23 protein-coding genes and 1 pseudogene are annotated in these 18,941 nt (G+C 43.0%); 2 read left to right on the top strand and 22 right to left on the bottom strand.

The window, feature by feature from the left end; translation table 11 throughout:
- Positions 1 to 7: 7 nt before the first annotated feature.
- Positions 8 to 571 carry a GTP cyclohydrolase I FolE gene (folE, locus tag K6969_RS04505; RefSeq protein ID WP_029173581.1) on the bottom strand — a complete coding sequence of 188 codons (564 nt, stop codon included), beginning with the start codon at positions 569 to 571 and terminating at the stop codon, positions 8 to 10.
- A gap of 156 nt (positions 572 to 727) precedes the next feature.
- Between folE and K6969_RS04500 the strand changes: the two genes are divergently transcribed.
- Positions 728 to 1,210 carry an NUDIX hydrolase gene (locus tag K6969_RS04500; RefSeq protein ID WP_029173580.1) on the top strand — a complete coding sequence of 161 codons (483 nt, stop codon included), beginning with the start codon at positions 728 to 730 and terminating at the stop codon, positions 1,208 to 1,210.
- A 310-nt stretch (positions 1,211 to 1,520) separates the two neighbouring features.
- Here the strand turns inward: K6969_RS04500 and K6969_RS04495 are convergent, their stop codons facing one another.
- Positions 1,521 to 2,198, bottom strand: coding sequence for a DUF4956 domain-containing protein (locus K6969_RS04495; protein ID WP_029173579.1), 678 nt, complete (start codon positions 2,196 to 2,198; stop codon positions 1,521 to 1,523).
- The gene (locus tag K6969_RS04490) at positions 2,185 to 2,928 is read right to left on the bottom strand and encodes a polyphosphate polymerase domain-containing protein (RefSeq protein WP_029173578.1); all 744 of its coding nucleotides are present in this window, start codon (positions 2,926 to 2,928) and stop codon (positions 2,185 to 2,187) included. The genes K6969_RS04495 and K6969_RS04490 overlap by 14 nt, the downstream gene beginning before the upstream one ends.
- Positions 2,929 to 3,116: 188 nt before the next feature.
- Between K6969_RS04490 and K6969_RS04485 the strand changes: the two genes are divergently transcribed.
- Positions 3,117 to 3,419: a hypothetical protein gene (locus K6969_RS04485; RefSeq protein WP_029173577.1), complete on the top strand. Its 303-nt coding sequence runs from the start codon at positions 3,117 to 3,119 to the stop codon at positions 3,417 to 3,419.
- A gap of 20 nt (positions 3,420 to 3,439) precedes the next feature.
- Here the strand turns inward: K6969_RS04485 and K6969_RS04480 are convergent.
- The 19 genes and pseudogenes from K6969_RS04480 to atpF all read right to left on the bottom strand — a co-directional run.
- Positions 3,440 to 3,562, bottom strand: a pseudogene (locus K6969_RS04480) (DUF2087 domain-containing protein); the annotation flags it as partial.
- A 70-nt stretch (positions 3,563 to 3,632) separates the two neighbouring features.
- Positions 3,633 to 4,985, bottom strand: a complete 1,353-nt coding sequence (locus K6969_RS04475) for an IS66-like element short variant transposase (protein WP_029943010.1) — start codon at positions 4,983 to 4,985, stop codon at positions 3,633 to 3,635.
- Positions 4,939 to 5,145: a transposase gene (locus K6969_RS04470; RefSeq protein WP_029178852.1), complete on the bottom strand. Its 207-nt coding sequence runs from the start codon at positions 5,143 to 5,145 to the stop codon at positions 4,939 to 4,941. The genes K6969_RS04475 and K6969_RS04470 overlap by 47 nt, the downstream gene beginning before the upstream one ends.
- Positions 5,146 to 5,195: 50 nt before the next feature.
- The gene (gene tnpB, locus K6969_RS04465) at positions 5,196 to 5,546 is read right to left on the bottom strand and encodes an IS66 family insertion sequence element accessory protein TnpB (protein WP_029188189.1); all 351 of its coding nucleotides are present in this window, start codon (positions 5,544 to 5,546) and stop codon (positions 5,196 to 5,198) included.
- On the bottom strand, positions 5,527 to 5,712 hold the full coding sequence (locus K6969_RS04460; protein ID WP_029188188.1) for a hypothetical protein: 186 nt from the start codon (positions 5,710 to 5,712) through the stop codon (positions 5,527 to 5,529). The genes tnpB and K6969_RS04460 overlap by 20 nt, the downstream gene beginning before the upstream one ends.
- Positions 5,688 to 5,945, bottom strand: coding sequence for a DUF2087 domain-containing protein (locus K6969_RS04455; RefSeq protein ID WP_248029882.1), 258 nt, complete (start codon positions 5,943 to 5,945; stop codon positions 5,688 to 5,690). The genes K6969_RS04460 and K6969_RS04455 overlap by 25 nt, the downstream gene beginning before the upstream one ends.
- 54 nt (positions 5,946 to 5,999) lie before the next feature.
- Positions 6,000 to 8,399, bottom strand: coding sequence for a phenylalanine--tRNA ligase subunit beta (gene pheT / locus K6969_RS04450; protein WP_171942586.1), 2,400 nt, complete (start codon positions 8,397 to 8,399; stop codon positions 6,000 to 6,002).
- Position 8,400: 1 nt separating this feature from the next.
- Complete coding sequence (locus K6969_RS04445; protein WP_171942587.1) at positions 8,401 to 8,922, bottom strand: GNAT family N-acetyltransferase; 522 nt, start codon at positions 8,920 to 8,922, stop codon at positions 8,401 to 8,403.
- Between the two features lie 763 nt (positions 8,923 to 9,685).
- The gene (pheS, locus tag K6969_RS04440; protein ID WP_024378481.1) at positions 9,686 to 10,729 is read right to left on the bottom strand and encodes a phenylalanine--tRNA ligase subunit alpha; all 1,044 of its coding nucleotides are present in this window, start codon (positions 10,727 to 10,729) and stop codon (positions 9,686 to 9,688) included.
- Between the two features lie 251 nt (positions 10,730 to 10,980).
- Entirely contained in the window at positions 10,981 to 11,820 is an 840-nt protein-coding gene (locus K6969_RS04435) for a DNA/RNA non-specific endonuclease (RefSeq protein ID WP_171942585.1), read from the bottom strand.
- A gap of 29 nt (positions 11,821 to 11,849) precedes the next feature.
- On the bottom strand, positions 11,850 to 12,041 hold the full coding sequence (locus K6969_RS04430) for a DNA-directed RNA polymerase subunit beta (protein ID WP_012775177.1): 192 nt from the start codon (positions 12,039 to 12,041) through the stop codon (positions 11,850 to 11,852).
- Positions 12,034 to 13,317, bottom strand: a complete 1,284-nt coding sequence (gene murA / locus K6969_RS04425) for a UDP-N-acetylglucosamine 1-carboxyvinyltransferase (RefSeq protein ID WP_029180030.1) — start codon at positions 13,315 to 13,317, stop codon at positions 12,034 to 12,036. Before murA ends, K6969_RS04430 begins: the two co-directional genes overlap by 8 nt.
- Positions 13,318 to 13,341: 24 nt before the next feature.
- Positions 13,342 to 13,566 carry a DUF1146 family protein gene (locus K6969_RS04420; RefSeq protein ID WP_012775178.1) on the bottom strand — a complete coding sequence of 75 codons (225 nt, stop codon included), beginning with the start codon at positions 13,564 to 13,566 and terminating at the stop codon, positions 13,342 to 13,344.
- Between the two features lie 59 nt (positions 13,567 to 13,625).
- Positions 13,626 to 14,042 (bottom strand): F0F1 ATP synthase subunit epsilon, encoded by a 417-nt coding sequence (locus K6969_RS04415; RefSeq protein WP_002936007.1) that lies wholly within the window; start codon positions 14,040 to 14,042, stop codon positions 13,626 to 13,628.
- Between the two features lie 9 nt (positions 14,043 to 14,051).
- Positions 14,052 to 15,458 (bottom strand): F0F1 ATP synthase subunit beta, encoded by a 1,407-nt coding sequence (gene atpD / locus K6969_RS04410; protein WP_171942584.1) that lies wholly within the window; start codon positions 15,456 to 15,458, stop codon positions 14,052 to 14,054.
- A 19-nt stretch (positions 15,459 to 15,477) separates the two neighbouring features.
- Positions 15,478 to 16,356, bottom strand: a complete 879-nt coding sequence (locus K6969_RS04405) for a F0F1 ATP synthase subunit gamma (protein ID WP_002936012.1) — start codon at positions 16,354 to 16,356, stop codon at positions 15,478 to 15,480.
- Between the two features lie 11 nt (positions 16,357 to 16,367).
- Entirely contained in the window at positions 16,368 to 17,888 is a 1,521-nt protein-coding gene (atpA, locus tag K6969_RS04400; protein WP_032497571.1) for a F0F1 ATP synthase subunit alpha, read from the bottom strand.
- Between the two features lie 3 nt (positions 17,889 to 17,891).
- Positions 17,892 to 18,425 carry a F0F1 ATP synthase subunit delta gene (locus K6969_RS04395; protein WP_002936016.1) on the bottom strand — a complete coding sequence of 178 codons (534 nt, stop codon included), beginning with the start codon at positions 18,423 to 18,425 and terminating at the stop codon, positions 17,892 to 17,894.
- Entirely contained in the window at positions 18,426 to 18,932 is a 507-nt protein-coding gene (gene atpF / locus K6969_RS04390; protein WP_029184975.1) for a F0F1 ATP synthase subunit B, read from the bottom strand.
- Positions 18,933 to 18,941 lie beyond the last annotated feature (9 nt).

Below are 18,941 nucleotides of genomic sequence, written 5' to 3'. Positions count from 1 at the left end.
GGACCTCCTATTTATTGTGGATCATGGATAAGAGTTCACGGCGCAAGATGGCATCTTCCTTGTATGTGCCAAGAGCAACTGTCGTTACTGTCTTGCTACCCGGCTTACGAATCCCACGCATACTCATACACATATGCTCTGCTTCTACCATAACAAAAACACCTTCTGGCTCTAAAGCATCTTGAAGTGCATGAGCAACTTGATGAGTTAAACGCTCCTGCAATTGAGGGCGACGGCTTGCCACCTCCACTGCACGCGCTAGCTTACTCAGACCAGTTACACGCCCCTTGCTCGGAATATAGGCGACATGTGCAATGCCATAAAATGGGACAAGATGGTGTTCACACATAGAATGAAAGGGAATATCTTTCACCAAAACAACCTCTTCATGACCTTCTGAAAAGACAGCTGTAAATTGGTCTTTGGGATCCTCTTCTAAGCCGTTAAACATTTCTAAATACATCTTAGCGACCCGTTTAGGCGTATCTAATAAACCTTCACGATTCGGGTCTTCACCCAATAATTCCAATAATTGATAAATGGTTTGTTCGATTTGTTCTTGTTTTGACATAATGCATCCTAAATAGTTTGATGTTCTTATTATACCCTAAAAACTGTTTTCAGAAAAGGGCTTTCAACATTCTAAACAACAAACTGTCCCCGTTCAGAATGCCAGACACTCTCACCTTTGTGGTATAATAGGATAAATCAACTACAAGGAGCTACTATGACCAAAAAACCTGTCCAACTGGCTACGATTTGCTACATTGATAATGGTAAGGAATATCTTCTCCTTCATCGAAACAAGAAAGAAAATGACGTCCATCAAGGAAAATGGATTGGAGTTGGTGGCAAACTGGAGCCTGGTGAAACACCGCAAGCTTGTGCCATTCGCGAGGTCTTTGAGGAAACTGGACTTACTGTAACAAAGCATGCTCTAAAAGGAGTGATAACCTTCCCAGACTTTACTCCAAACACAGACTGGTACACCTATGTCTTTAAGATAACTGGTTTTGAAGGAAGTCTTATTGACTGCAATGAAGGTGACTTAGAGTGGGTTCCCTATGACCAAGTCTTGTCCAAACCAACCTGGGAAGGGGACAGACATTTTCAAGAATGGCTATTAGAGGACAAACCATTTTTTTCCGCTTGCTTCCGCTATGATGGGGACAACTTGCTGGATTACAGCGTTGATTTTTATGAAGAATAAGCTAATAAAATACGAAAAAAGCTGAGCTCAAGCCCAGCACCGCTTCTCAACGTTAGTGTCAATATCTTAACGCAGTGGTTAATTGGCAGATTTGTTCGTGTTTTACACTCTAAATCTGACCATTACGACTGTTGCGAACAAAGTTCGCTCTATTTCCAACCTCAAAAGGTTCACTGAACCTTTTGAGCTATGCGGGGGTGGGAGTGAAACAGTCTGGGGATAGACTGTTTCAGCTCAACAATTGGAAATAAGGACTTGTTGACGAACTCTTCTAAGAATGGTCGAGTTCTTTCCCACTCCCTCTTTGATATTACAAATACTTCTTCTTCGGCATTTGCTTGTTCAATACGACATCCAAGGGACCGGCTGACAATACTGTATCTACCAAACGTTTGTCTGTAATCTTCTTATCGAGGAGAATTTGATATTCTAAGATCAGCGCTTCTTTTTTCTTTTTGTACTTAAGGGAAATGAGATCTGCTTGCTTGCAGGATGCACCAAATTGTTTCTCAAAAAATTGGTCGTAGTCAAAATTCATTGGCACTGTTACCAAGAGATGTCGACGATTTTGATTAACTTGGGCAAAGCTAATATTTTCAAAAATCAAGATACAAGCAGATAGGATGACCGTCATAAAGACAGCCAAACCTAGGAAGCCCATTCCTGTCGCTAGACCGATAGCCATCGCTAAGAGGACTGCAAGCATTTCTTTTGATGAACCTGCCGCTGAACGGAATTTAATAAGACTAAAGGTCCCTGCTACCGCAACTCCCGCGCCTAAGTTACCATTTACCAATGCTATGATTACTGCAATCAATGCCGGCATTAAACTTAGTGTGATGACAAATTCCTTTGTATAATTAGATTTATATTTATAAACAGCCGCTAAGAGTACCCCCATGGATAGACTAACTCCAAAAACCATGGACATTTGCGCTAAGGTAATATTGCTATTGGCCGTTGAAAAGATACTATTAAACAGCTGCATGTTTGCTTACTTCCTCTCCAGTAATGTTGTGGGCAAGCTTATAGGCATTGCCATATTTTGAAAATGATTGCTTTTCGATCTGGTATTTTTCAAGCAGGGCTACCAACCAGTCTGGTCGTTCTTCTGGAACTTTTACTTCCATGATTACTTTGGTTGGGTCTAATAGGTTCTTACCAAATTTACCTTCCATTGCATCCACATCGTAGTCTCGATAAAGTAAGTTCTTATCGATTGTGAGACGAACTTTTTTGTCTTCGATTCCTTTATAGGATACGCGATCGTAGTAGATATACATCTTCGGCTTAATAGTCCCGTAGCGTTCTCTCAATTGCTCTAGTTCTGATGTAACTTTATCGTCCTTAATTGTGGAATCAATCACTCCATTTTCGATATAGTTTGTTACAGAAACAGGGTTTGAAGTTAAACGGTATTTATAGCCAATTTTATTTTCTTTTTTCTTAATTTCAAGAAAGGCTTGACTCGATTCAGAAGGTTTAGAATCGTAGACACGCATACGAATTTTTTCTCGACCATTCTTTTTAGCAATGGAATCTTGAATCATATCAAAATCTTCATTGTCGAAATATATATTCGTAATGGTTGAAGTTGCAAACTCATCTGAAACCATATATTTCTGCAAATCTTTTTCTAGCAAGGCAAAAGTTTCTTTATCAACGATATATTTTGTTTCTTTACGCTTAAACTGTTTTTGTACGATTCTTGTTTTCATTATTGTGCCTCTTCTATCCTAAATTTTGACAGGTCCCTGTCTTGTTTACAAGATATAGTTTACCGACCAAGCTTTAAATGAAACTGAAAATAAAATTAAACAAAACTTAAACTACAATAAAGTTGAAATTCTTTTGTCACATTTCAATCTGTGTTACAATTAGCATAATGATAACAAAGGAGAAAACTATGTACGAATTTGTCTTAGAATATGGCTCATTCCCTGTAAAACTCATTGACGGTTTTGTCAACAATCGCTCCGAAATCCCTGATTTTCTCAAAGAGGATGAAGAAATGATTACCCGCTTAAATGAGATTAACGAACTCTTCCACCAACTTTTCCACACTGTCGAATGCAAGTTTGACTACATCGGCAAGCAATTCCCTGACAAGATTGAACAACTAAGAACACTCTATCATCCCCTGGCAGACGATTTACTAGCCAAGTATGGTAACCAGATAGAGTTGAAGATTGAACCCTTTATTTTGTAAGACAAAAGAGATGACCGCAATCATCTCTTTTCTTCTATTCTGTATTCCAAACCATACTGGTCACGCGATAGGTAACCATAATCCACCATGTAACGTCTCAATATAGCATAGTCATCATAAATCCCAGCTAGAAAGGCATTGACTGTAAGTAAGCGCCCAATAACAAGGTATATTGAAAAGGCTCCAAAGTCCTGTCGACTCTGGAACCTTTTTCTATTTACAAGCTCTCTTAATATTTTTATCCCATGGCAAATAGGCTTCTAAAACCTCCTTTTTTGCGAGCGACTCCTCATTAGGTAAGTGTTCTAGAAGATAGGTCATATATTTTTCTGCATCAAGTCCGTGTCGCTTAGCTGTTTCTAAAAGACTCAAAATGACAGCTGTCGACTTGGCTCCCTCAAAGCTCTGAGAAAAAAGCCAATTTTTTCTGCCCATCACCAAGGTCTTCATAGCCCTCTCAGCCATATTGTTGGACAGGACTAGGTCACCGTCCGAGAGAACGGCTCGGAAGGTGGTTTCGTATTTGAGGCTATACTCTATTGCAGTACCCAATTTGGAAGCTGGCAAGACAGCCTGTTCACGGCACCAATCAAAGAACTCGTCCATCAAGGGAGTTAACTCTGTCTGCCGTTTATGTAGCCGTTCCTCAGTAGACAGGTCAGCCCAGTCACTCTCCAAGGCAAACAGGCGGTCGCAATAGGCTAATCCCTTGGCTCCTAAAGAAGTATTATCTGTCTTCTTAGGAGTCGCCTCAAAAAATTTTCGTCTAACATGAGCCCAACAGCCAACGAGCTGAGCCTTGTCTAATTGACGATAAGCACTCCACATGTCACAATGAACGTAGCCCGCATAGTCCCCAAGAAACTCCTCCACAACTAAGCCGCTCCGTCGTTTGTCATGATGATAGAGGGTAATTCCATTTTTCTCATGTTTCCCAGACAAGAAAGTCCAGTAGTAGGTCAACTGGCTATCATTTTCTAAGACCTTGTAGGAAGTCTCATCCGCATGAAGAATAGGCTGCTCCAACAATTTCTCGTGCAACAGGTTATAAATCGGCTCGAAATAATACTGACTAGACTTGATGTGCCAGTTGGCTATTTCCTTCCGACTGATGGGCAGGCCAAGTTTATGCCAGTCCTCTTCCTGACGGTAATTGGGTACCTTCAGATTGAATTTCTGGTGAATGGTGTGAGCGATGATAGAGGCTGAACCCAAGCTGTGTGCCAAAGGTGCCTTAGGAACAGGAGCCTTGATAATCTTATCGCTTAGATTCTTCTGACTACATGCCTGACACTTGTATGCGTGTTGAACATGGTCAATCCGCTTTAATTGTGCAGGAATGAAGACCAACTCTTGTCGTTGAACAGTTGAGCCAATCTCTTTCAGCTGACCATGACAGTCTGGACAAGTGCAGTCTTCGCCCTGCAATTCGTGATGCACAATCTCTGGAGTGAACTGGCTGAAAATAGCCTGACGAACTCCCTTAGCTTTCTTGCGTTTATAGGTGATGGTCTCCGTTTCAACTGGGTAAGTCAGCTTCTTCTTCAGGGAGACTTTCCTCCCCAAACAAGCTCAGCTGACCTGGTTGATATACGACCTTCTCTGATGATTTTCCGTAGAGTTTCTGTCTCAGATAGTCAACCTGTTCTCGAAGGAGAGTGAGTTCATTAGCCATCATCTCTATCGTTTTTGACTGTGTTTCAATAATTTTTTCTAGTGATGACATAACCAATCTCCTTCTTTTTATCTCATTATACACAAAGAAAAGCCATGATTTCAATAGAAATCACGACTTTTTGAAACATTTATTTTTGGAATGATAGAAAATCCTTTCATGAGCCAGTCGACTTGCTCGGAAGTTAGAGCCTTGACCTCTTCTTCATTGTTTGGCCAGGTCAATTTCCCATTTTCAAAACGTTTATACAATAACCAAAATCCCTGTCCATCCCAATAAAGAGCTTTGAACCGGTCTTTTCGACCTCCGCAGAAGAGATAGACCTGACCGGAGAAGGGATCCAGGTTGAACTGACTTTTGATAAGATAGGCCAGGGAATCAATTCCCTGACGCATATCTGTTTTTCCACAGACCAAGTAAACTTGACCTAAATCACTGAGTTGGATGGTCATAGAACAGTACCTTATCTAAGATTGTTTCTAGTGTTTCTTGATTGATAGTGTGAAAGACTGTGAGCTCCACTTTTCCGAGACGAATTTTCATCATAATATCGTTTCTGCCTCGCTTCTCAAAGCGGCGAGATTGGGGAACAGTCAATGGAATGATGGGGTGTGACATAATAAATCCTCCAGTTTTGTTTTTCTAACAGTATACTGGAGGAGGGAGTGGGTGGATAGATACCTTGTTATTGGGCGGTTACCATTGACTTCTTTTTCTGTGAAGGTAGAGCCTTTCTTAGCCAACTCTTCTTGTAAATAGGCAAACAAGACCTGCTTACTTTTTAATTTTTTAGGAATGACAAGCAACTTCCCATCTCGGAAAAATTTTTCTTGAATGTCTTGAGTGTTCATACTTCCCTCCAAAAAATCCTAGCCCGCTGACTAGGATTTCACAAGATTTACATGTTAACGGATTTCAGCTCCAAGCTCAACCAAAGCTTTACTAATTTTCTCCATATACTTAGCCACTTCCTCATCCGTCAGGCTATCCGCAGGATTCTGGAAGGTCAGGTTATAAGCCATAGACTTCTTACCAGCCTCAATATTGCTGCCCGCATAGACATCAAAGAGTGTCACTTTAGTCAAGCGTTTCACGCCAGCACCAGCAATCGCATCCAGGACATCCTGATGCTTGACATCACTGCTCAAGAGCAGGGCAATATCACGGCTAACCGCTGGGAATTTGGATATTTCGGCAAATGGCTGAGCAGGCTGGAGTGCTTCTTCAATCGCATCCAGATTGATTTCAGCCACATAGGTTTCAGGAATACCGTAGTCCTTAGCCGTTTGAGGATGTACCTGACCGACAAAGCCGATAACCGCCCCATTCAAATGGATTTCAGCTGTACGACCTGGGTGCAGAGCAGCAATCTCACTTGTGGCTACAAAGTCAACTGCCAACTTGTAATGATCAAAGATTGCTTCCAAAATCCCTTTGGCATGGAAGAAATCAACTGGCACAGCTGGTGTCTGGAAGTCTTTCTCAGCTACCAAACCAGTCAAGACAAGGGCAAACTTATTGATTTCTTGTGGCAGGTCTTCTTTTGGATTGCCAGACTGTTCAAAGATTTTTCCTATTTCGTAAAGAGCCAAATTCTTATTCTTACGAGCTACGTTGTAGGCCACTGTTTCCAACATACCAGACACCATGTTCTGACGGAGGGCAGAGCGGTCAACAGTCATAGGCCACATGAGTTCGGTGACTGTGGTTGGACGAGCCGCAAACTCCACAGCCTTGTCAGGCGTTGTCAAGGCATAGGAAATGATTTCTGTCAGACCTGCACCTTCAGCCAGGCTACGTACTTGGCGACGGATGTTCTGGGTCAGGGTCAACTCACCAGCTGTTCCGTCCTCTTTCGGAAGAGTGGTTGGCAGATTATTGTACCCATAAATACGAGCGATTTCCTCTACCAAGTCTGCTGGAATGCGAATGTCCCAACGACGACGCGGTACTGCGACTGTGAACTGACTTGCATCGCCAGTTGTTTCCATACCTAAACGACGGAAAATGTCTGCGATTTGTGCATAGTCGAGGTTGGTCCCGAGCGAGCGGTTAACGTAGTCAATGGTTGCTGTGACTGGGACATCCGAAGTATCCACGCTACCCGCAGAAACGATACCAAACAAGACCTGACCGCCAGCCAGCTCTGCAATCATAGCAGCCGCTGTGTCCATAGCCTCCGTCAAGGTCGCTACGTTGATGCCCTTTTCAAATCGAGAAGAGGACTCTGAGCGAAGGTTGAGGCGACCTGAGGTCTTGCGGATTGACTTGCCGTCAAAGAGGGCCGCTTCCAGCACAACGGTCTTAGAGCTATTGTCGATTTCTGTATTGGCACCACCCATGACACCACCGAGGGCAACCGCCTTGTCCCCAACGGAAATGACGATGTCATCGGCAATCAAATCACGCTCTTCACCGTCAAGGGTTACCAAGTTCTCACCCTCTTTTGCCTGACGAGCCACGATTTTCTTATCGTCAAACTTGTCAAAGTCAAAGGCGTGCATTGGTTGACCGAAGTAGAGCAAGATGTAGTTGGTGATGTCAACTACGTTGTTAAGCGGTCGAATACCTGCGTTCATGAGCAGGTTTTGCAACCACTGTGGACTTGGTGCGATGCTCACATTTTCAATGACACGGGCCGTGTAGGCAGTCACCTTGTCCGACTCAATGGCCACTTCAATCACATCGCTGGCCTTCTTGTCACTTTCCTCCAAGGCCACAGGCTTGAAGTTGACCTTGCTATCATAGATAGCAGCCACTTCGTGAGCCACGCCACGCATGGAAAGGGCGTCAGCACGGTTTGGTGTGATGGACAGCTCGATAATCTCGTCGTCGAGGTCAAGGTATGAAAAGACTGGCTCACCCACGACTGCAGCTTCCGGCAGGTGGTAGATGCCGTCCGCATAGACTTTTGGCACAACTGAATCGGACACGCCGATTTCACTCAATGAGCAGAGCATCCCCAAAGACTCAACGCCGCGGATTTTGCCTTTCTTGATTTTGTAGTTGCCAGCGATACGAGCTCCTGGCAGAGCAACGATCACCTTGATGCCAGGCTTGACATTTGGTGCACCGCAAACGATTTGCGTGATTTCCTCACCCACATTGACCTGGCAGATGTTGAGGTGAGTATCTGGAATGGGCTCAGCAGACACAACCTGACCGACAACCAACTTAGAAAGGCCAGCACTCTTTTGCTCAACCCCTTCTACTTCAATTCCTGTTGTTGACATTTTTTCAGACAAGTCATGGCTTGTCGCATCAAAGTCAACCAGTTCTTTTAACCATTTGTAACTTACTAACATATTATCCTTTCTGGTGCAAAGGCCGTTTTAGTAGCCAATCCACATCTATCTTATCACCGACCGCAAATTCATGCTGGCCAAATTTTTCAAATCCATATTTTGCATAGAATTGCTGAGCCTTGAGATTGTGTTCCCAAACTCCCAGCCAGACCCAGTCACAACTAGACTGCTCTGCTTTTTCCAAAGCAAATTCAAACAAGACCTTCCCAAGACCGCGACCTTGAAAAGCCTGCAAGAGATAGATACGCTGGATTTCAAAGGCATTTTCCAACTCCTGTTCTGTCTGGGCAGGACCTTGGTTGAGTTTGAGGTAACCAGCTATCTGTTTATCAACTCTTAAAAAATAGTGCTGGCAATTGGGGTCCGACAACTCACTAGTCAAGACCTCCAAGGAATAAGACTCCTCAAAGAATGCCTCCAGTTCCTTAGGGGCATTATCGTGAGCGAAGGTCTCTGCAAAAGTCTGCTTAGCCAGCTCCTGCAAAACAGAAACCTCTTCCAAACGTATAGGATCAATCTGCATTTCATTGCCTCTCATTTCTAACTGGGTTAAGTAAGCTGCTAGAGCAGCTACCGCTTCTCTCAATCAACAATCTACTAACTTTATCGAATTACGACGGATTTCAAGCAAAACGATATTTTTCGCTTGAAATCCTAGTAAGGTAGCTAGGAAAGTCGCTTAATGGCGATTTCCCTTCACTTACTCGTGCGGAGTTACGACGTTCTAAGGTTGAAAACGATACTTTTTCAACTCTAAACCTAGTGAGGGGAGTAGGTAGACCGCCATAGCGGCTATCCTTTCTCTCAATCAACAATCTACTAATTTTATAGGATTACGACGAATTTCAAGCGAAACGATATTTTTTGCTTGAAAGCCTAGTAAGGTAGCTAGGAAAGTCGCAGAATAGCGATTTCCTCCTTACTTTACTCGTCCGTGGTTACGACGCTCTAAGGTTGAAAACGACATTTTTTCAACCTTGAACCTAGCGAGGGGAGTAGGTAGGCCACTAGAGCAGCTACCGTTTTTCACCTTAAACAACCTGACAAACTTACTAAATCACGACGGATTTCAAGCAAAACGATATTTTTATCTAGAAATCCTAGTAAGGTAGCTAGGAAAGTCGCAGAGCAGCGATTACCACACCTTAAATAGTGCGAGATTACGACGTTCTAAGGTTGAAAACGACATTTTTTCAACCTTAGAACTAGTGAGGGGAGTAGGTAGACCGCTAGAGCGGCTACCGTCCTGTTTCTAGATACTTTCAGTATCAGAAACAGGTCTCACATCAAAACTGCTCCGAGAATCGTACATCGCCTTGATAGAATCCACGAATATCGTTGATACCGTAGCGGAGCATGGCAATACGTTCCTGACCAAGACCGAAGGCAAAGCCAGAGTACTTGGTTGAGTCAATGCCACTCATTTCCAATACTTGCGGGTGGACCATGCCGGCACCGAGGATTTCAATCCAGCCTGTTTTCTTACATACATTACAGCCGTCACCACCGCACTTGAAGCAGGAAACATCCACCTCAACAGAAGGCTCAGTGAATGGGAAGTATGATGGACGCAGGCGAATCTGACGCTCTTCACCAAACATTTTCTTGATAATCATTTCAAGCGTACCTTTGAGATCGCCCATGGATACATTTTCACCAACAACCAAACCTTCAATCTGGTGGAACTGGTGGCTGTGGGTCGCATCATCCGTATCACGACGGAAAACACGTCCAGGCGAAATCATCTTCAAGGCACCTTTTGAGAAATCATGTTGGTCCATGGTACGCGCCTGAACAGGCGACGTATGGGTCCGCATAAGGATTTCTTCTGTGATGTAGAAGGTGTCCTGCATATCACGCGCTGGGTGGTCTTTTGGCAAATTCATGCGCTCAAAGTTATAGTAGTCTTTCTCCACTTCAAATCCGTCGACGATTTGGAAGCCCATACCCAAGAAAATATCTTCAATTTCTTCAGAAGTTTGGGTCAAGACATGGCGTTTTCCGACCTTAACCTGACGACCTGGCAGGGTCACATCAATGGTTTCGGATGCTAATTGTTGTTGAATTTTCGCTGCCGCAACCTTTTGAGCTGTTTCTTCAAAGGCTGCTGTCAAGACATCACGCACTTCATTGACTTGTTTACCAACGATTGGTTTCATTTCGTTAGATAGGTCTTTTAAGCCTTTCAACAAGTCAGTCAAGGACCCTTTTTTACCCAAAACCGCAACACGCAGGTCTTGTAGTTCTTTTTCTCCTTGGTGCTGGATTTCTTTTAACTTTTCAAGTGTGGATTGGCTTAGTTCAGCCAACTGTTGTTCAATGTTTGACATAATTCCTCCAATAAAAAAACGCATGACACCACTCGTATCGGAGCGTTGTCACGCGGTACCATCCGTTTTCATCTGCAAGGCAGACCTTGTTTCTAAGTCCTTGTGTGAGTGAATTCGACCAACTTTCACTGATTGAGCTTGCAGTCACGGCTCAACTCCCTGAGCAGTTTCCATAGGTGTACTAGTCTCACAGACTTCTATTCAATTAAGAATATTCTATCAAAAATAAGAATGTTTGGCAATTGATTTCTTTACTCATTTACTGCAATTTCCCCACTATGATAGTTGATACTGAGACCGCTCTGCACATTTGGAACGAACACATTGAACTCTAGGCTACCATCTGCTGCTTTTGCCTCTAGATGGCTTCCGACTGGAACCAAATCATCCTCATCAGCATACACCAAGGTCACGCGGTAACGAACACGTTTGTTCTTATCCAAAGCTTTACGAACTTGACTCTCAAAATAGTTTTGCCCCGTCGAATCCTCAGCCCTTGCCTGATTGGACCAAGCTGTTTGAACTGCAATATTCTTAGGATTGCTGGTTGAAGCATCAAAGCCTTTTAAACCGCCAATCAAGGCATAGCCCAGCAGATGCCCCCTATCAATCGCATGATCATAGGAACCATCCAAATCCTGTACCTGATGCCAACCAGCTGGGGTCCATGAAGTCGAACCATTTCCTGTTTCTTCACGACTCTTATACTGTCGCGTTGATTTGGCTAAAAGGGCATTTGCCACTGTTGGAACCGTTTCTCCCTGCACAGTCTTTGTCTTATTATCCGCATAGGGCTTACTAGAGACTGAAGCATCTAAATCAGTCTTATTTCCGTTAATAATAAATGCTCCAGCACCATTCCATTCAATCGAATTCCCCAGTTGCTTTTTTACATCTTCTGTCAATACCGAACTAGCCAGTTCCTGACTAGGTGTGCCTTCACTTGCCTTAGACTGATTGACATAATAGGAATAGTCAGCAAGGTTACTGCTCTTGTTATCACTTAAAAGATAGCCACCCGCTACTACAACAATCGTAGCCAATAAGCTGAGCAGACTCATCGCTTGTTTTTTTACATTTTTCTTCGCCATTTTCTCTCCATCAAAAAAGCAGGTCCAGCCTACTTTCCTGTAAATTTACCGATTAGTTCTTGCCACTTAGCTGGTGACAACACCGCAAATACATTGTCTCCATCTCCTATGACACCGTAACCAACCATTAATCCTAAAATAAACACCAAAATAGCAATCAACAAAACAACTGCTACTAAGATTAAATTTTTACCAACATAGCTAAGATTATCCTTATCCATTTTCATCTTCTCCACTCACACGTTCAATCGTTGCACCTAAAGCAGCTAATTTCTCATGAAAACGATAGTAACCTCGATCTAAGTGCGTTAATTTACCTACAATCGTTTCACCTTCAGCAACCAAACCTGCCAAAATCAATGCAGCACTAGCTCGCAAATCAGTAGACATAACCTGAGCACCTTGCAGAGCTTGTCCTCCCGTGATGATAGCTGTATCTCGTAAAATTTCCGAATGCAAATCCATCCGACGCATTTCTTCCAAATGCTGGAAACGATTCTCAAATACCGTTTCAATCATGGTAGATTCACCCTTTGCAACTGCCATTAGAGCTGTAAATTGAGCCTGCATATCCGTTGGGAAGCCTGGGTGGGGCAAAGTTTTTACTGTTACAGGTTTAAGCTTATCCACTTGCGAACGAACTCGAATCCCTTCAGCTTCTTCCGTCACCTCAACTCCCATTTCCAACATCTTAGAAATGAGTGGACGGTTGTGCTCCCAGACAGCGTCCTTGACCAAGACATCGCCACCAGTCATTGCCGCTGCCACCATAAAGGTACCCGCTTCGATACGATCTTGGACAACTTGGTGTTCTGCGCCAGTCAATTCTTCTACACCAGTAATCGTAATCGTCTCTGTACCTGCTCCCTTAACTTTGGCCCCCATTTTGTTTAGGAAAATAGCCAAGTCAACAATTTCAGGTTCTCGCGCAGCATTTTCTAATACCGTTGTACCCTGCGCCAGAGTTGCAGCCATCATTAAGTTTTGCGTTGCCCCAACACTTGGGAAATCAAGATAGATATGAGCTCCCTGCAAGTTCTCTGCACTCGCTTCAATATAACCAGCGCGTTGTTTAATTTTAGCCCCCATAGCTTGCAAACCTTTTAAATGCAAATCTATTGGACGACTACCAATTGTACAGCCTCCTGGCATAGAAACCTTAGCATAACCATTGCGTGCCAAAATCGGACCAAGAATAACAATAGAGGCGCGCATTTGACTCACATACTTATAAGGAGTTTCGCTACCAAGTTTACCTGTTGCGTCAATATCGATAGTCTTTGTTTCCTCGTCAAAATTCACACGAACTCCCAGACCACGTACAACATTATTCATTGTATAGACATCAGACAAAATAGGAACCTGAGTCAATTTGGTTTGCCCTTGACTTGCTAGAACTGTTGCTGCCAATAAAGGCAGAACGGCATTCTTCGCCCCCTCAATCTCAACCTGTCCTTTCAAACCGTTTTTACTACCTGTAACAATAATTGTATCCATTTCTTATCCTTTTCTTATCTTAAATCACATATTTGCAAAAGAGCGTCCCATCATCAACAATTCTAAAAAGAAAGTCGAGACTAAGTACCCCAGTGCTATTGCCAGAAAGAGAATCAGCAAATTGATTTTACGCTGATTGTCCCCAGTCACCTTCAACCACCGTGACCAATCAACTGTTGTAACCAAGAGATGATGAGCCAGATAGATAAACAATATATGACTAAAAAACTGTAAAATTGAAATTACCATGTTTCCATTATACCATGAAATTAAAAAATGGAACTGAACCAAGTTCAATCCCATATATATTAATGTTTCCCGACACGAATACGATTTATCGCGCGTTGGAGGGCGACTGTTGCACGCATCTCCATATCAATATTACGAGCAGTCTGTGCTTCTTCCAATTCACGTTCCGCGCGCAATTTGGCACGTTCTGCACGACTAATATCAATATCCCGTTCCCGCTCAGCGGAATCAGAAATGACCGTAATAATATCCTTGTTGACTTCAATGATTCCACCATTGACCGCAATCCAGTCTACATGGTTTTCATCATCAACACGACGCACTTTCATTTCACCGATTTCCAAAACTGCAATCAGTTCTTCATGTCCAGAATAGACACCCATCTCACCATCAACCGTTTTGACCAAAACAAATGCTGCATGATGGTCATATTTGATACCGTCTGGTGTTACGATTTGTACAGTCATTTGTCCCATAAGCCACCTCTAGAATTTCATTTTAGTAGCTTTAGCGACCACATCCTCAATTGAACCAACATTTCGGAAGGCATCTTCTGGTAGATGGTCGTGTTTGCCGTCCAAGATTTCCTTAAAGCCTTTCACCGTTTCAGCTACTGGCACATAAGAACCTGGCATACCTGTAAATTGCTCTGCAACGTTGAAGTTTTGAGAGAGGAAGAATTGGATACGACGAGCGCGACCAACCAAGGTCTTCTCTTCATCTGACAATTCATCCATACCGAGAATGGCAATAATATCTTGCAATTCTTGGTAACGTTGAAGGACACGTTTTACTTCCATAGCTACTGCATAGTGCTCTTCACCAACGATTTGTGGAGCAAGTGCACGTGATGACGAAGCCAATGGATCCACCGCAGGGTAGATACCCAGCTGAGTCAACTTACGCTCCAAGTTGGTAGTCGAGTCCAAATGAGCGAAAGCTGTCGCTGGAGCTGGGTCTGTATAGTCATCGGCAGGTACGTAAATAGCCTGAATAGATGTAACAGAACCCTTCTTGGTTGAGGTAATACGCTCCTGCAATTGCCCCATCTCAGTTGCAAGTGTTGGCTGATAACCAACGGCTGACGGCATACGACCCAAGAGGGCTGATACTTCTGAACCAGCCTGAGTGAAACGGAAGATATTATCGATGAAAAGAAGAACATCCTGTCCTTCCACATCACGGAAGTATTCTGCAATGGTCAAACCAGTAAGAGCAACACGCATACGGGCTCCCGGTGGCTCATTCATCTGACCAAATACCATGGCCGTTTTTTCAATAACACCTGATTCTTTCATTTCCCAATACAAGTCGTTCCCTTCACGGGTACGCTCGCCAACTCCGGTAAATACAGAGATACCACCGTGTTCTTGGGCAATATTGTGAATCAATTCTTGGATAAGGACGGTTTTACCAACACCGGCACCACCGAAGAGACCAACCTTACCACCTTTTAGATAAGGTGCTAGGAGGTCGATAACCTTAATCCCTGTTTCCAAAATTTCGCTTGAAGTAGATAATTCGTCAAAAGCCGGCGCTTTCTTATGGATAGGCTCACGTTCAAAATCTGCCGGAAAAGACTCTTCAAGGTCAATGGTATCTCCCAACACATTGAAGACACGACCCAGTGTTTCTTTACCGACTGGAACAGAGATGGGACGACCTGTATCGAGAACTTCCATCCCACGTGTCAATCCATCCGTTGATTCCATGGCAATGGTCCGTACAACGCCATCACCAAGTTCCAAAGCCACTTCAAGCACGACTTTTTGTTTGGAATCATCATTTTTATATACAACGAGTGCGTTGTTAATCTCAGGAAGTTTATCTTCTGCTGCAAACGCAACGTCTACAACTGGTCCGACAACCTGAGTAATTTTGCCTGAACTCATTCTATTTCCTCTATTTCTATTACTCAAGGGCTGAGGCACCAGCTACAATCTCAGTAATTTCCTGAGTAATCGCTGCCTGACGAGCCCTATTGTATTGGATTGTCAAATCGTTAATGACATTCTTAGCATTATCCGTCGCTGTCTGCATGGCTGTCATACCTGCTGCATTTTCAGCAGTTTTGGCATCCAAAATTGCTCCATAAATGGTTGATTCTGCATATTGAGTCAAGAGTTGTTCCAAAATAACCTCACGGTTTGGTTCCAACTCAAAGGTAGCTGTATAACCATCTGCTTCATTGTGGTCCAAATCTTCTACAGGAAGCATCTGTTGTACACGCACCTGACTGGTCAAACTATTGACATGGTGGTTATAACAAACATACAACTCATCAAAGAGTTCATTCTTGTACATCTCAACAGACTTAGAAATGATTTTTTGAACCTCTTCAAAACTTGGGTTGTCTGCTAAACCACGCAATTCAAAGACAGGATTGATACCACGAGCACGGAAGAAATCAGCTCCCATACTACCAATAGCAATAATCTCATACTCATCTTTCGAGTCATGGTCCTGTTCAATCATCCCCATCACAGCCTTCAAAATACTGGAATTATAAGAACCTTTTAGTCCACTGTCAGAGGTAATGACAATATAACCAGATTTTTGAACTGGACGGCGAATCAGCATTGGATTGCTTGTATCTGAAGCCATCAATTCTCCACGCAAGAGATCCGTTGTAATCTGACGAACCTTGCTAGCGTAGATTTGAAAGGATTGCGCTAATTGCTCTGATTTGGCTAGTTTAGAAGCCGAAACCATCTGCATGGCACCGGTGATTTGACTGGTTTTCTTAGTAGATGCAATTTTTGACTTGATTTCATTGAGAGAACCTGCCATTATTCACTCCTTTACTTAAAGACAGACTGGTCTTTGAAAGCTTGGATAGCAGCATTCAATTCATCTGTGTCAGGAAGGTCTTTTGTTGTACGAATAACATCCAAAAGACCATCGTAGTGCAAATCAAAATATGCGTACAGTTCTTCTTCAAATGCCAAAATATCATCAATTGGCACTGAATCCAAGAAGCCATTTGTCAAAGCATACAAAATCAAAACCTGTTTTTCAACTGGAAGCGGCTTATGCAATGGTTGTTTCAACACTTCCACAGTCCGACGACCACGATTGAGTTTGGCCTGAGTAGCCGCATCCAAATCCGAACCAAATTGAGTAAAGGCTTCTAATTCACGATAAGAAGCTAAGTCGATACGAAGGGTACCTGCAACCTTTTTCATGGCCTTAATCTGTGCAGAGCCACCTACACGTGATACAGAAGAACCCGCATCAATGGCTGGACGGATACCAGAGTTGAATAAATCGTCCTTCAAGAAGATTTGTCCATCCGTGATTGAAATCACGTTGGTCGCGATGTAAGCTGAAATATCTCCCGCTTGTGTTTCGATAAATGGTAGAGCTGTAATGGAGCCACCGCCCAATTCATCTGAAACCTTTGCTGAACGCTCTAGCAAACGACTGTGCAAGTAGAATACATCCCCTGGATAGGCTTCACGACCCGGAGGACGACGAAGCAAGAGAGATAATTCACGGTAAGCTACCGCTTGTTTTGACAAATCATCGTAAACAATCAAGACGTGTTTGCCTTCATACATGAACTCTTCTGCCATCGCAACACCAGCATAAGGAGCCAAGAAAAGCAATGGAGACGGTTGTGAAGCAGATGCAGTTACTACAATTGTGTAATCCAAAGCACCATATTGACGAAGGGTTTCAACCTGAGTACGAACAGTTGACTCTTTCTGACCGATAGCCACATAGATACAAATCATGTCTTGGCCTTTTTGGTTGAGAATAGCATCAATAGCTACAGATGTCTTCCCTGTCTGACGGTCACCGATAATCAATTCACGCTGACCACGACCAATCGGAACCAAAGCGTCAATAGCCTTAAGACCAGTTTGAAGCGGTTCATTAACCGACTTACGTTGCATAACACCTGGTGCTGGATATTCAATCGGACGAGTCTTACTAGTACGAATTTCACCAAGACCATCCACAGGTTGACCAAGTGGGTTGATGACACGACCAATCAAAGCCGAACCAACTGGTACTTCCATAATTTTACCAGTACGACGAACAACTGATCCTTCACGAATATCGGTAAATTGTCCAAGAATGATGATACCAACATCGTTGGTTTCTAAGTTTTGTGCCATACCAATGGTGCCATTTTCAAATACCAAAAGCTCTCCACTCATGGCATTGTCAAGACCTTGCGCACGGGCGATACCGTCACCGATATAGGTTACGACACCTGTCTCTGTGTAGTCAAAGTCAGGCTGAAAGCCTTCAATTTGTTGTTTTAGTAAAGCGCTAATTTCTTGTGCATTAATCAAAAGAACACCACTTTCTATTTTCTAAAGTTTTTTTCTAACGTCCTTCAACTGTGTCCGAACGCTTGCATCGATTACCTTATGGTTAACCGTTACAATAAAACCACCGAGGAGACTTTGATCAAGTTCTTCCGTGATATTGCGTACACGCAAGGAGAATCGTTGTTCTACCAAGTGACGGAGACGCTCTTTTTGAGCTTCTGTCAACGGATAGACCGAAACCACACGGGCTTCAAATTCATTTTTAAATTTACTGATTTGTAATTGGACACGCTCAAGGGTTTCAAGAAGCAAGTCTGCATGACCATCACGAATAACATCTTCAATCAAGTCATTGATTTGCCAGAAACTAGATTGACGTACCGTCCTTACAAAGTCAGCCTTTTCTTCTCTCGATACTGTCGCTGACAGCAAGATTCGATTCAGCTTACTATCATGAATGATGGAAATCAAGTCAGAAATCTGGTCATACATATCCCAAATATCTGCATGATCACTGACTTTTTCAACAAATGATAGAGCATATTTTTGCACGATGGCATTTTCTCTAGCGTTCATCTACTTGTCTCCTAGTTTGTCCAAATAACGGTCAATCAAGTTACTATGAGCTTGTTGGTCCAAATCTTCCAAAATAATTTTGCTTGCAAGATCAACTGCCAATTCAGCAACTTGAACGCGCAAGTTTTCTTGTGCCTCACGTTTTTCAGCTTCAATTTCCATTGTCGCTTTTGTTTTTAGAGCTTGAGCCTCAACTTCAGCTTGTTCTAAAATTCGTTTTTTCTCTAGTTTTGCACGTTCAACCGCATCTTGAATAATCTTTTGACTTTCGATACGTCCCTGTACCAACTCATCTTCACGTTGTTGAACAAGGTTTGCTGCTACTGTTAATTTTTCTTCTGCAGCATCAATATCGTTCGCAATCTTATTGGCACGTTCTTCAAAAATACCTGTAATTTTATCCCATGCAAAAACACGAATAAGAATAATAAGTACTGCAAATGAGACTGTTACCAAGATAAAGTTTCCAAGAATGGTACTAGATTGCATTGTAATAGTTGTTGCCATAGTTGTCTT

The organism is Streptococcus suis, assembly GCF_019856455.1.
GTDB lineage: Bacteria > Bacillota > Bacilli > Lactobacillales > Streptococcaceae > Streptococcus > Streptococcus suis_AE.
Note: the sequence above shows the minus strand (reverse complement) of the source record. Positions and strands in the feature narration are given on the sequence as shown.

Coding starts and splice junctions, on each gene's coding strand:
- folE (WP_029173581.1), bottom strand. CDS start 571: ATGTCAAAACAAGAACAAATCGAACAAACCATTTATCAATTATTGGAA.
- K6969_RS04500 (WP_029173580.1), top strand. CDS start 728: ATGACCAAAAAACCTGTCCAACTGGCTACGATTTGCTACATTGATAAT.
- K6969_RS04495 (WP_029173579.1), bottom strand. CDS start 2,198: ATGCAGCTGTTTAATAGTATCTTTTCAACGGCCAATAGCAATATTACC.
- K6969_RS04490 (WP_029173578.1), bottom strand. CDS start 2,928: ATGAAAACAAGAATCGTACAAAAACAGTTTAAGCGTAAAGAAACAAAA.
- K6969_RS04485 (WP_029173577.1), top strand. CDS start 3,117: ATGTACGAATTTGTCTTAGAATATGGCTCATTCCCTGTAAAACTCATT.
- K6969_RS04470 (WP_029178852.1), bottom strand. CDS start 5,145: ATGTCATCACTAGAAAAAATTATTGAAACACAGTCAAAAACGATAGAG.
- tnpB (WP_029188189.1), bottom strand. CDS start 5,546: ATGACCATCCAACTCAGTGATTTAGGTCAAGTTTACTTGGTCTGTGGA.
- K6969_RS04460 (WP_029188188.1), bottom strand. CDS start 5,712: ATGTCACACCCCATCATTCCATTGACTGTTCCCCAATCTCGCCGCTTT.
- K6969_RS04455 (WP_248029882.1), bottom strand. CDS start 5,945: ATGAACACTCAAGACATTCAAGAAAAATTTTTCCGAGATGGGAAGTTG.
- pheT (WP_171942586.1), bottom strand. CDS start 8,399: ATGTTAGTAAGTTACAAATGGTTAAAAGAACTGGTTGACTTTGATGCG.
- K6969_RS04445 (WP_171942587.1), bottom strand. CDS start 8,922: ATGCAGATTGATCCTATACGTTTGGAAGAGGTTTCTGTTTTGCAGGAG.
- pheS (WP_024378481.1), bottom strand. CDS start 10,729: ATGTCAAACATTGAACAACAGTTGGCTGAACTAAGCCAATCCACACTT.
- K6969_RS04435 (WP_171942585.1), bottom strand. CDS start 11,820: ATGGCGAAGAAAAATGTAAAAAAACAAGCGATGAGTCTGCTCAGCTTA.
- K6969_RS04430 (WP_012775177.1), bottom strand. CDS start 12,041: ATGGATAAGGATAATCTTAGCTATGTTGGTAAAAATTTAATCTTAGTA.
- murA (WP_029180030.1), bottom strand. CDS start 13,317: ATGGATACAATTATTGTTACAGGTAGTAAAAACGGTTTGAAAGGACAG.
- K6969_RS04420 (WP_012775178.1), bottom strand. CDS start 13,566: ATGGTAATTTCAATTTTACAGTTTTTTAGTCATATATTGTTTATCTAT.
- K6969_RS04415 (WP_002936007.1), bottom strand. CDS start 14,042: ATGGGACAAATGACTGTACAAATCGTAACACCAGACGGTATCAAATAT.
- atpD (WP_171942584.1), bottom strand. CDS start 15,458: ATGAGTTCAGGCAAAATTACTCAGGTTGTCGGACCAGTTGTAGACGTT.
- K6969_RS04405 (WP_002936012.1), bottom strand. CDS start 16,356: ATGGCAGGTTCTCTCAATGAAATCAAGTCAAAAATTGCATCTACTAAG.
- K6969_RS04395 (WP_002936016.1), bottom strand. CDS start 18,425: ATGAACGCTAGAGAAAATGCCATCGTGCAAAAATATGCTCTATCATTT.
- atpF (WP_029184975.1), bottom strand. CDS start 18,932: ATGGCAACAACTATTACAATGCAATCTAGTACCATTCTTGGAAACTTT.